General features: G+C 39.8%; 7 protein-coding genes. 4 read left to right on the top strand and 3 right to left on the bottom strand.

The window, feature by feature from the left end; translation table 11 throughout:
• Nucleotides 1-433: 433 nt before the first annotated feature.
• Complete coding sequence (gene hetR / locus AN486_RS24310) at nt 434-1,333, top strand: heterocyst differentiation master regulator HetR (protein ID WP_027401391.1); 900 nt, start codon at nt 434-436, stop codon at nt 1,331-1,333.
• 94 nt (nt 1,334-1,427) lie between these two features.
• Here the strand turns inward: hetR and AN486_RS24305 are convergent, their stop codons facing one another.
• On the bottom strand, nt 1,428-1,979 hold the full coding sequence (locus AN486_RS24305) for a hypothetical protein (RefSeq protein WP_053538821.1): 552 nt from the start codon (nt 1,977-1,979) through the stop codon (nt 1,428-1,430).
• A 379-nt stretch (nt 1,980-2,358) separates the two neighbouring features.
• Between AN486_RS24305 and rpsD the strand changes: the two genes are divergently transcribed.
• Nucleotides 2,359-2,967, top strand: coding sequence for a 30S ribosomal protein S4 (rpsD, locus tag AN486_RS24300; RefSeq protein ID WP_027401392.1), 609 nt, complete (start codon nt 2,359-2,361; stop codon nt 2,965-2,967).
• Nucleotides 2,968-3,041: 74 nt separating this feature from the next.
• On the opposite strand, the gene moaA is transcribed toward rpsD, so the two are convergent.
• Nucleotides 3,042-4,028 (bottom strand): GTP 3',8-cyclase MoaA, encoded by a 987-nt coding sequence (gene moaA, locus AN486_RS24295; RefSeq protein ID WP_290602829.1) that lies wholly within the window; start codon nt 4,026-4,028, stop codon nt 3,042-3,044.
• Nucleotides 4,029-4,586: 558 nt separating this feature from the next.
• Here moaA and AN486_RS26770 point away from each other — a divergent pair.
• Entirely contained in the window at nt 4,587-4,901 is a 315-nt protein-coding gene (locus tag AN486_RS26770; protein ID WP_053538822.1) for a DUF4089 domain-containing protein, read from the top strand.
• 114 nt (nt 4,902-5,015) lie between these two features.
• Nucleotides 5,016-6,188 (top strand): FAD-binding oxidoreductase, encoded by a 1,173-nt coding sequence (locus AN486_RS24285; RefSeq protein WP_168636159.1) that lies wholly within the window; start codon nt 5,016-5,018, stop codon nt 6,186-6,188.
• Nucleotides 6,189-7,002: 814 nt separating this feature from the next.
• Here the strand turns inward: AN486_RS24285 and AN486_RS24280 are convergent.
• Nucleotides 7,003-11,757, bottom strand: a 4,755-nt coding sequence (locus AN486_RS24280; RefSeq protein ID WP_290602828.1) for a hypothetical protein, incomplete at its 5' end; no start/stop codon positions are given.

Here is an 11,757-nt window from a genome sequence, read left to right as displayed (position 1 = left end):
GAGTGGGGAGGGGAGTGGGGAATTTTCTTTTTTCTCTGACTCCTGACTTCTGACTCCTGTTATATAAAGTTATCAGCAAAAAACTTCTGGAAAAATTCTTGGAAAATATGTAGATATTTCAGGAATAGGCAGTTATAATAGGTTATTAAGATACAAAATGTAAATCAATCTAACGTTCCTCCGTCTTACCCTATACCCCTGCATCCCAACACCCTGAGTATCTAAAGTCTTTGAGTTTACCAGGGGAAGGGGCTAGTTAGTCCGATGTGAGAAACCATCAATTTACACCCTCAGTATTTACCGCCTAAAAATTCCCGAGTCAAACAGCAATTTTAGGTTTAGATTTAAAATATTTGTATCCAACTGGGTGTATAATTCTTAGTTTGATTTCAATATCACACTTGTAAACAAGCCATTTATCCGTCTGTAGAATATGACCAACGACATCGATCTGATCAAGCGTCTTGGACCTAGTGCGATGGATCAGATCATGCTTTATCTGGCATTTAGTGCCATGCGTACAAGTGGCCATAGGCATGGAGCATTTTTAGATGCAGCCGCAACAGCAGCCAAGTGTGCAATTTACATGACTTATCTAGAGCAAGGACAAAATCTGCGAATGACTGGTCATTTGCACCACCTTGAGCCAAAACGAGTAAAAATCATTGTTGAAGAAGTAAGACTTGCTTTAACCGAAGGCAAACTGCTAAAAATGCTGGGTTCTCAAGAACCGCGCTATCTGATCCAACTTCCCTATGTCTGGATGGAAAAGTATCCTTGGATACCAGGAAGATCCCGCGTCCCCGGTACGAGTTTGACCAGTGAAGAGAAAAAACAAATTGAGCAAAAGCTCCCAGACAATCTTCCTGATGCGAAGTTAGTCTCCTCTTTTGAATTTATGGAGTTAATTGACTTTCTTCATAAGCGATCGCAGGAAGACCTACCCCCTAGCCATCAGATGCCCTTGAGTGAAGCATTAGCCGAACATATTAAGCGTCGTCTACTGTATTCAGGAACGGTAACACGCATTGATTGTCCCTGGGGAATGCCCTTTTATGCTCTCACCCGTCCGTTCTATGCTCCAGCCGATGACCAAGAACGTACATACACAATGGTCGAGGACACGGCTCGGTATTTCCGCATGATGAAATATTGGGCGGAGCGCAAACCAAACACAATGCGGGCTGTGGAAGAATTGGATATTCCACCTGATTGGATTGAGCCAGCAATGGAGGAACTAGATGAAATTATTCGGTCTTGGGGTGATAAATATCACAAAGAAGGCGGAGTTCCGATGATCTTACAGATGGTTGTTGGTAATAAAGATGAATAGAAAACAAAATTTTTATGTTGCGTAGGGTGGCATATTTACCAACCCTACGTTGTAAATCTATTTACTCATGGGAGTTGAGGGTCAAGGCGAAAGTCTACGGCTTGGGGTTAAAACCCAATGGCTTTGTAGACACGGCACCAAAACCACTAGATCCTTCACTGGCACTAATACAAGTAGTTAATGCTTGAACAGGACTCAAATCAATTTCCCGACGTAAACCAACTACACACTCAGCAAAGGTTACTGGTAACAAACTGCGACCACAGGATGTTAAGGTAGCTAGATTTTCTGAACCCTGATAACTTTTACTAATGCTAACTACACAGGTTGCTAAATCCTGTGGACTGCGACTCTGACGACAGGAAGAAAGGGCATCCACAGGTGTGATTTGTGTAAGCTTATGAATTTTTGCTACACATGAGGATAACTCTCGTGGGCGAATTGCCGAAGCACAACTTTGAGATGCTGATGTAGCTGTAACTCCCACACTCAAAAGTTGGGCAGCACAAACTCGATAGTCATTCTCGTAGGAATCGGTAACAGCCAGAGTAGGTAAACTACCGATTAGTAATCCACCTATAGTTATAAATGATGCTGTAAATCCTCTGAAGGAATAATTGTTTTTTTTGTTCCCAAAGTTACTCATTTTTTTTCGCTTGTTAACATAACCGTTTTCGATTCCACCAAGGTTATGCTACCGTAGAATCTAGTCCCAATTTTCTACCATCAAGGAATGTCAGTGCAATCACCGAAAAGTGGTGAATTCAACGGATTGATTTCTTGTGAATATTAGCGGTAAATAAGTAATTGGACAAAAATATTTACAGTCATTGCGAGCGAAGGGAAGCAATCACAACCCTGGCGATTGCTTCATTTCACTTCGTTCCATTCGCAATGACGTTGTGTAATTAATTCTGTCTCACTACTTAAAAGACAATTTAGCCATAAAATGTCTATGCTTTTGGGAACTATGCCATAATGGTAAGTCTGAATAAAATTTTAGAAGGATTAAATTAAGGAAACTCATGTCCCGATATAGAGGACCCCGCCTCAGAATTGTCCGTCGTTTAGGCGAATTACCAGGCTTAACTCGCAAGAGTGCTAGACGTGCTTATCCCCCTGGACAACATGGTCAAAACCGTAAAAAGCGCTCTGAGTATGCTATCCGTTTAGAGGAAAAGCAAAAACTCCGCATGAACTACGGTTTAACTGAAAAACAAATGCTGCGTTATGTCCGTAAAGCTAGACGAGTAGCTGGTTCTACAGGACAGGTGTTGCTGCAATTGTTAGAAATGCGCCTGGACAATACGGTTTTCCGCATGGGTATGGCTCCGACAATCCCTGCCGCCCGTCAATTGGTAAATCACGGTCATGTAACTGTTAATGGCAAACCAGTAAATATTGCCAGCTATCAATGCCGTCCTGGTGAAGAAGTCGCTGTGAGAAACAGAGAAGCTTCTAAGAAGTTGGTGGAAGCTAACTTGCAATATCCCGGTTTAGCTAACTTGCCTAGTCATCTAGAGTTTGATAAAACCAAGTTATCTGGTAAGGTCAATAGTGTAATTGAACGGGAATGGGTAGCACTACAAGTTAATGAACTACTCGTGGTGGAATACTACTCACGTCAAGCGTAATAGTCAGTGGTCAGTGGTCAGTGGTCAGTGGTTATTAAAAAAGCAACAACTGACAACGAACAACTGACTCATGACTAACCGCCAATTTGCGACATGGTACGGGTGTATGTGCCGACAGTACCAGAGTCGCGTTGCTTAAAGTTGATTTCTGATTTGATATTTAAAATTTGTCTGACTTGTGATTGTAAGTCGGTGGTGCTAATGCCAGCACGTAAAGCAGTTTTTAAGTCAATTTGACCTGTTTCGTTTAATAAGCAGGGACGTAGCCAACCATCGGCACTTAAACGCATCCGATTACAGCGATCGCAAAAACATTCTGACATTTGGCTAATAAATCCTATTGTACCTTTAGCCCCAGGAATTTGAAATACATCAGCCGGTCCGTTACCACGAATTTGGGATTCTGTCAATCCCCAACGCTCACGGATTGATTGACGCAAATCGGCTGAAGATACCCAACCGCGATCGCCAAACAAGTCTTCATTACCAATAGGCATAAACTCAATAAATCGGACGTGCCATTGTTTATCAATAGTTAAAGCAGCTAGATCTAAAATTTCATGGTCATTAACACCAGGAATTACTACCACATTTAATTTCAATGGGTCAAATCCTACATTATACGCAGTTTGGATACCTTGCCATACTTGTTGCCAACGTCCACGCCCACGATTACCGCTAATTTCTTCAAATATATGTGGATCTAAAGAGTCTAAACTAATATTAATTCTTGTTAAACCTGCATCATAGAGGCTTTGAGCAATAGGAGCGAGTAAAAACCCATTTGTGGTCATTGCTAAATCTTCGGTTTGGGGAAGATGAGCAATTTTTTCAATTAAATCAACTAAGTGGGGACGGAGTAAAGGTTCACCACCAGTTAAGCGAAAGCGGGTAAAACCGACAGGGATAAATACTTCTTGAATGAGGGTAAGCAGTTCTTCATCAGTTAACAATTGTTCCTTGATAATATAATCAAGTTCTGCACCTGATGGCATACAGTATTGACAACGAAAATTACAGCGATCAATTAAACTGATGCGGAGATAGTCCACCTTGGTTATAATATCGCTAGTTGTCATATTGAAAAAAGGGGTTATAATTCAAACTATTTTATTATAGAGCCTTCATTATAAAATGAGCCATTTATAATCAAATATATAAGTAGTGAGACAGAATTAATTACACAATGTCATTGCGAATGGAACGAAGTGAAATGAAGCAATCGCAAGGGTTGTGATTGCTTCCCTTCGCTCGCAATGACTGTAAATATTTTTGTCCAATTACTTAGCAATGCTATTTGATTTGTAAACATTGCAAAAGTCAAAAGTCAGATCCCCGACTTCTCTAAGAAGTCGGGGATCTAATATCTTATTTATTGTTAAAAATGTTAAAAATAAAATACAATTTTAATATATAATTAAGTAGTGAGACAGAATTAATTACACAATGTCATTGCGTAAGCGTTGCGTGGCGTTAGCCATATGGAACGAAGTGAAATGAAGCAATTCCAAGGGTTGTGATTGCTTCCCTTCCCTCGCAATGACTGTAAATATTTTTGTCCAATTACTTATCTTGGATAATTATATATTTTTTTAGTAAGCAATGCTTACTTTACAAAAATGGAAAATAATAATTTTTGGATTCAAGAATATGTTCATCAAATGTCTTTATTATTGGATTTACCAATAAATGAAGAATCTAAAGATGGAGTAATTGCCGATTTTGAGAAAATCAAAGATATCGCTGAAATCGTCAATTATAATGAAGCTTTAATTTTACGGGTTGCAGCAATTTTAGGGACTTCCAATTTAAAAAACATCCCACCTCCAAGTCGTAAAACCTTCCGCCCCGACAAATGTACAAATTTCTTGGGACAATTTATCTGTTGGAAGTCCCTTAGAAAAACATGGTATAATTCAATAGGTTTCTGTTAGGAATAAAACTCTTTTTTAAAACAAACCACAGAGGCACAGAGGACACAGAGAAAAAGCATTTTTAACTTAACTGTATTGTGGTGTAATTTATTTTAAATCTTAAATATCGAAATTATGAAAACTTACGACTGGATTGTTATTGGTGCGGGAATTACTGGTGCTGCACTTGCTTATGAACTAAGAAAAATCGGATTTTCTGTCCTTTTGTTAGAACAATATGAAATATCTCAAAATGCTACTCGTTATAGTTATGGTGGAATTAGTTTTTGGTCAGGAAAAACACCAATTACACAACAATTATGTAAGGAAGGTATTACCCGTCACCGTATCTTATCACAGGAATTAAATGCAGATACTCAATTTCGGAAATTAGATTTATTAATGACTATTCCTGTGGATATGAATCCTGAAATTATCCTTCAATCCTATCAAGAAGTTTTGATTTCTCCGCGGTTAATTACTATTCAAGAAGCTTGTGAATTAGAACCTTTATTAAATCCTGAAGTAATATCTGGTGCATTAACTGTTAAACATGGTCATGTTCACCCAGAAAAAATTACTCAAGCTTACATTCAAGCTATGGTAAATTTAGGAGGAGAAATTGAATTTGGGAATTTTTTAGAATTAATCACGACACCCTCTAAAAAATGTACAGGTGTGAAAACAAATACCACTACCTTTCATGGTGATAATGTTGTTATTTGTGCTGGGGGAATTAATCGTCAATTACTAAAATCAATGGGTATTGCTGCGAAAATATATTTTTCTCATGCAGAAATCATTGAAACACCACCTTTGGATATTAAATTACATACCTTAGTATCACCAGCAAATTTGCAAAGATTTCAATTAGAAGCAGAATCTACTCAAATTGATGAATTATGGGATAACCCAGATACTGAAATACTACCACCAATTTTAGATGCTGGTGTGGTACAATTTTTGGACGGTAGTTTGCGCTTAGGTCAAGTTAGCCGATTTTTAGTAAATCCGCAAGCAGAAATTAACTCAGCAGCAAGTGAACAATGGTTACGAGAAAGCATCACGAAAATATTACCAAGTTTAGGAAATGTACCAGGAATATGGCATCATTGTTTAGTCGCATTTACTCAGGATAAATTACCTTTAATTGGTGCTATTTCTGAATTTTCAGGACTGCATCTATTTTCTGGTTTTACTAGTTCTTTTGTTTTTGTTCCTCCTTTAGCTGTCCGGTTTGCTAAGTTTGTATCTGGTTATGAAGATGAGATAATTAAACAGATGTCTCCTCACCGTTGGCATGATTAATAGTATTTTGTGAATCTGATTTCATGAGTTTAGAGTCATTGCGAGCGAAGGGAAGCAATCACAACCCTTGGAATTGCTTCATTTCACTTCGTTCCATATGGCTAACGCCACGCAACGCTTACGCAATGACATTTTGTAATTTAATGGTTTTTAAGAAAAATTTACAATTTATATTATTTATTCCCAAGAAATTGTCAATAACCGGAAATTATTGATAACCGCTAAAAATTCATTTAATCCTGAAACTCTTTCCAGTCAACACTTGTAAGTTATTCTCTTCCGTCGAACTCAGGTGAAGATGTAAATATTCTTGGCTGCAATTGTCATGTTTATTTTATCCGAAATAACTACTTTAATTGAAAGAGAAAATCTATTTTAAAACCTCGTAAAATTAAGTTACTTAATAGGCTTTATTTTTTGGCAGATAATGTTAACCTCAGCCAGAAAAATTAGGTAGATAAAATTCTCCTGACTGGAATTTTTCAAAAATATCGTAAAAATATCAATAATCTGAGTCACATCTGCGGAATGTGGGATTTACAGTGAATAGCCCCTCTATTCTCTCTCAAATTCACAATTTTTTGCTTGACAGACCACTAGATGGCAAAAAGCATGAAGTGGTTATTATGATTGGGTTTTAGCTGTTTTATGAAATTCTTTTTTTGACAAAATAACCTGCTGGGAAAAATATTTTGAGTATATTTACTCATGCTGAATGTGGGATAAAAGGTTTCAGTTTTATTCAGCAAGCAAGCGCTATGTAGGGTGGGCATTGCCCACCAGAACAATAATATCCCTACTCTTATCGACTCACTTATGACTTCGACTTTTTGATAACATTAGTACCAAGACCAGCATTAATCACATCAATACCGTCGCCATAGTAAATCGTATCATTACCAGAACCAGTGGTAATTCTGTCATTACCAGAGCCAGTAGTGACAGTATTATTGCCATCACCAGCATTAACAGTATTATTACCATTACCAGCATCAATTATATCATTACCACTTCCAGAAGTGATACTGTCAATACCAGAACCAGTCTTGATATTATTAGCACCATTGCCGACATTAATATTATTGTCACCATTGCCAGCAATAATAACATCATCACCGCTACCAGTAAAGATATCATCACGTCCATCACCACCAGTAATATTTTTATTACCATCCCCAGTCGTGATGTAGTTGTAACCATTACCAGCGAAGATTATATCCTTACCAATATCAGTGGTAATTCTATCATTACCAGCCCCAGTAGTAATCTCATTATCGCCATTGCCAGCATTAATCGTATTGTTGCCATCACCAGCTTGAATGATGTCCTTGTCATTGCCAGATGTGATGGTATCACTACCAGCACCAGTAGTAATTGTGTTTAGTCCATTACCAGCATTGATGATGTTATCACCCCCGAAGGCGTAGATCACGTCATTACCTGAGCCTGTAGTGATTGTATCGTTGCCACTACCACCGTAAATGGTGTTATTACCGTCACCAGCATTAATGATGTTAGTCCCTTCACCAGCATAGATAATGTCATCACCTGCGCCAGTAGTAATCGTATCATTACCATCTTCACCATAGAGTTCATCGTTGCCTGCTCCACCTAAAATCGTGTCATTGCCGGCACCGCCGTAAATCCGGTTCTTGACTGTATTACCTGTCAATTCGTCGTTATAGGAACTACCAATTAAATTTTCAATGTTGGTGAGGCTGTCGGTATTGGCAAAGCCATCAGTAGCAATGCCAGTGGTGAGGTTAGCAATTACTGCTAGTGGGTCGCGGCGGTAGCTGACGGTATCAGTGCCTTCGTTGCCTTCTAAGCTGTCATTGCCCGCGTTACCAATGAGAATGTCGTCTCCGGCCAAACCTTCTATTTTGTTATTAAGGGCATTACCAATGAGGATATCGTTATAGTTTGAACCGGTGATGTTTTCAAAGTTGGCTAGTTGGTCAAGGTTGCCAAAGCTGTCTTGGGCTGTGTTAGCGGCTATGTTAAAAACTGGTTCTAGGTTGGTAACCAGTGGTGTGGACTGGGTGAGTGAGGTAAAGGTGATACCATCCGTACCTTGATAGCCTTTGGTGCTATCTATATTGACGATTACGCCACTGGTAGAGCTTTGGTAACTCATGCGGTCTGTTCCTGCACCACCATCAATAAAGTCAGATCCTTCATCACCGCTTAATACATCGTCTCCGGCTTCTCCGTAGAGGCTGTCATTTCCTGCTTGACCATAGATTGTGTCGTTACCATCCCCTCCTCTGAGAATATCGTTGTCTGTTCCTGTACCAGAGATGAAGGTGATCAAGGAGTTCCAAACACCGTTGAAGATGCGACGGATGCGGGCGTTACCTCCTGTGATTAGGTCGTTGCCTTTACCTGTGGTGATGTTGTCATCACCTATGCCACCTACTACTACTTTTTGGGCATTGTCTAGGGCTTGTACTGTGTCGTTACCACCGTTGTTGGGGTTAATGGAGGTGATATCGTAGCCGTCGCTGGTGACGGTGAGGTCGGCTTCGTCGCCGAAGATGACATCGCTGTCGTTGTTGCCCCTGTTACCTGGTGTAGCGTTTGTAATTGTGTCGCTGCCAGCCCCACCGATGACTAGGTTTTCTAATCCTCCATTCAATTGGATGATATCTTGACCACCGCTACCGTTATCAGTGCTAGTAATTTGAGTGAGGTTCCCGGCACTGAATTTGGCTATACCGTTGTCTCCTAGAAGAATGTTACGGTTTGTGCCGTTGTTGGTCGTAATGGTGTCGGTTCCTGCGCCTGCGAGGACTGTATTTTTGCCACTGTTTAGTGTAATGGTGTCGTTGCCATTACCACTGTTACTGGTAATTTGACTCAGCCAACTATCTGTGTATTGGATGGTGGCTTCATCTCCTACTAGGATTGTGTGGGTGTTGGTAGATTGCTGAACTGTGAGGTTGTCATTTCCGATTCCCCCGACTACGACTAGCTGATTCAAGCCGTTGATGTTTGTTACTTGCAGGTTATCGTTACCAGCACCACCGTTAATTATGACTAAGTTACTGACATTGGCAGTGGTACTATTAATGGTGAAATTGTCTGCACCTGAACCTAAGTTAATATTCAGAGTTTCCGCATTGCTGTAGGTAATACTTCCAGCCATATCTAAACCAGTCACATTGGTGCTGGTTAATATGCCTGTATTATTGTCGGTATCACTAGAATCATTAACAGTGATGGTATCAATTCCAGCATCCCCACTAATTATTAATGAAGCAGCAATATTATCTACCGTGTTGCTGTCGTTAGAAATCTGGATATTATCGTTTTCTGTACCAGTGGAGACGTTGGTTGCACCACTAATAGTCTTAATGCGAACTGTATCAGCACCTGCATTAGTATTCAGATTGGTTTGTCCAGTGCGGGTGCTGTTAATGGTGAAGTTGTCTGCACCTGAACCTAAGTTAATATTCAGAGTTTCCGCATTGCTGTAGGTAATACTTCCAGCCATATCTAAACCAGTCACATTGGTGCTGGTTAATATGCCTGTATTATTGTTGGTATCACTAGAATCATTAACAGTGATGGTATCAGTCCCAGCATCCCCACTAATTGTTAATAAAGCAGCAATATTATCTACCGTGTTGCTGTCGTTAGAAATCTGGATATTATCGTTTTCTGTACCAGTGGAAACGTTGGTTGCACCACTAATAGTCTTAATGCGGATTGTATCTGCACCTGCGTTGGTATTCAGGGTGGTTTGTCCAGTGTGGGTACTATTAATGGTGAAGTTGTCTGCAACTGAACCTAAGTTAATATTCAGAGTTTCCGCATTGCTGTAGGTGATACTTCCAGCCATATCTAAACCAGTTACACTGGTGTTAGTTAATATGCCTATATTAGCGGTGGTATCTCCAGAATCACTAACAGTGATGGTATCAGTCCCAGCATCCCCACTAATTGTTAATGAAGCAGCAATATTATCTACCGTGCTGCTGTCGTTATAAATCTGGATATTATCGTTTTCTATACCCAAACTTACTGTTGTTGCACCACTAATAGTCTTAATGCGGACTGTATCAGCACCCGCATTAGTATTCAGATTGGTTTGATTTGTGTGGGTACTGTTAATGGTGAAGTTGTCTGCAATTGAACCTAAGTTAATATTCAGAGTTTCCGCATTGCTGTAGGTAATACTTCCAGCCATATCTAAACCAGTCACATTGGTGCTGGTTAATATGCCTGTATTAGCGGTGGTATCTCCAGAATCACTAACAGTGATGATATCAGTCCCAGCATCTCCACTTATGGTCAGTGCTGCGGCAATGTTATTAACTGTGTTGTTGTCGTCGCCAACTGTGATGGTATCGTTTTCTGTACCAGTGGAAAGGTTGGTTGCACCACTGATGGTCTTAATGCGGACTGTATCAGCACCTGCATTAGTATTCAAATTGGTTTGTCTAGTGTGGGTACTGTTAATGGTGAAGTTGTCTGCACCTGAACCTAAGTTAATATTCAGAGTTTCCGCATTGCTGTAGGTAATACTTCCAGCCATATCTAAACCAGTCACATTGGTGCTGGTTAATATGCCTGTATTATTGTTGGTATCACTAGAATCATTAACAGTGATGGTATCAGTTCCAGCATCCCCACTAATTGTTAATGAAGCAGCAATATTATCTACCGTGCTGCTGTCGTTAGAAATCTGGATATTATCGTTTTCTGTACCAGTGGAGACGTTGGTTGCACCACTGATGGTCTTAATGCGAACTGTATCAGCACCTGCATTAGTATTCAAATTGGTTTGTCTAGTGTGGGTACTGTTAATGGTGAAGTTGTCTGCACCTAAACCTAAGTTAATATTCAGAGTTTCCGCATTGCTGTAGGTAATACTTCCAGCCATATCTAAACCAGTCACATTGGTGTTAGTTAATATGCCTGTATTATCGTTGGTATCTCCAGAATCACTAACAGTGATGGTATCAGTTCCAGCATCCCCACTAATTATTAATGAAGCAGCAATATTATCTACCGTGTTGCTGTCGTTAGAAATCTGGATATTATCGTCTTCTGTACCAGTGGAGACGTTGGTTGCACCACTAATAGTCTTAATGCGAACTGTATCTGCACCTGCATTAGTATTCAAATTGGTTTGATTTGTGTGGGTGCTGTTAATGGTGAAGTTGTCTGCACCTGAACCCAGATTAATATTCAGAGTTTCCGCATTGCTGTAGGTAATACTTCCAGCCATATCTAAACCAGTCACATTGGTGCTGGTTAATATGCCTGTATTATTGTTGGTATCACTAGAATCATTAACAGTGATGGTATCAGTTCCCCCATCCCCACTAATTGTTAATGAAGCAGCAATAGTATCTACCGTGTTGCTGTCGTTAGAAATCTGGATATTATCGTCTTCTGTACCAGTGGAAACGTTTGTTGCACCACTGATGGTCTTAATGCGGACTGTATCAGCACCCGCATTAGTATTCAGATTGGTTTGTCCAGTCTGGGTACTATTAATGGTGAAGTCGTCTGCACCTGAACCTAAGTTAATATTCAGAGTTTCCGCATTGCTGTAGGT

Source organism: Anabaena sp. AL93, assembly GCF_001672085.1.
GTDB lineage: Bacteria > Cyanobacteriota > Cyanobacteriia > Cyanobacteriales > Nostocaceae > Dolichospermum > Dolichospermum heterosporum.
This window is presented reverse-complemented; position numbering and strand designations above follow the sequence as displayed.

Bases quoted from the DNA above. Each gene is read 5' to 3' on its own strand.
- hetR (WP_027401391.1), top strand. From the start codon at position 434: ATGACCAACGACATCGATCTGATCAAGCGTCTTGGACCTAGTGCGATG.
- AN486_RS24305 (WP_053538821.1), bottom strand. From the start codon at position 1,979: ATGAGTAACTTTGGGAACAAAAAAAACAATTATTCCTTCAGAGGATTT.
- rpsD (WP_027401392.1), top strand. From the start codon at position 2,359: ATGTCCCGATATAGAGGACCCCGCCTCAGAATTGTCCGTCGTTTAGGC.
- AN486_RS26770 (WP_053538822.1), top strand. From the start codon at position 4,587: ATGGAAAATAATAATTTTTGGATTCAAGAATATGTTCATCAAATGTCT.
- AN486_RS24285 (WP_168636159.1), top strand. From the start codon at position 5,016: ATGAAAACTTACGACTGGATTGTTATTGGTGCGGGAATTACTGGTGCT.